The sequence below is a fragment of the Azospirillum sp. TSO35-2 genome, assembly GCF_003116095.1.
Classification (GTDB): Bacteria; Pseudomonadota; Alphaproteobacteria; order Azospirillales; family Azospirillaceae; genus Azospirillum.
The window spans coordinates 1137728-1138274 of record NZ_LGRA01000008.1; the positions used below are offsets into that span (position 1 = coordinate 1137728).

The window sequence follows — 547 nt, forward strand, 5'->3', positions numbered from 1 at the left end:
TCACAAGGACGTCGAAGAGCTGCGCGACGAGGCCGAGGAAGACCCGGCGGAGATCGAGGCGGCCAAGCACAGCCTGAACTACGTCAAGCTCGACGGCAACATCGGCTGCATGGTCAACGGCGCCGGCCTGGCGATGGCCACGATGGACATCATCAAGCTGTACGGCGGCGAGCCGGCCAACTTCCTCGACGTCGGCGGCGGCGCCACCAAGGAGCGCGTCACCGCGGCCTTCAAGCTGATCCTGTCGGACAGCAACGTCCAGGGCATCCTGGTCAACATCTTCGGCGGCATCATGCGCTGCGACGTGATCGCCGAGGGCGTCGTCGCTGCGGCCCGCGAGGTCAAGCTGCATGTCCCGCTGGTCGTGCGCCTGGAGGGCACCAACGTCGCGCTCGGCAAGACCATCCTCGCCGACTCCGGCCTGCCCATCGTGTCCGCCGACAACCTCGACGATGCCGCCCGGAAGATCGTCGCCGCCGTGAAGGAGGCCGCGTGAAATGGCTGTTCTCGTCGATAAGAACACGAAGGTGATCTGCCAGGGCTTCAC

At 66.0% G+C, this 547-nt stretch carries 1 pseudogene; it reads left to right on the forward strand.

What is annotated here, in order from left to right:
• Window positions 1-496 (forward strand): annotated as a pseudogene (gene sucC / locus TSO352_RS06665) (succinate--CoA ligase subunit beta); the annotation flags it as partial.
• Window positions 497-547 lie beyond the last annotated feature (51 nt).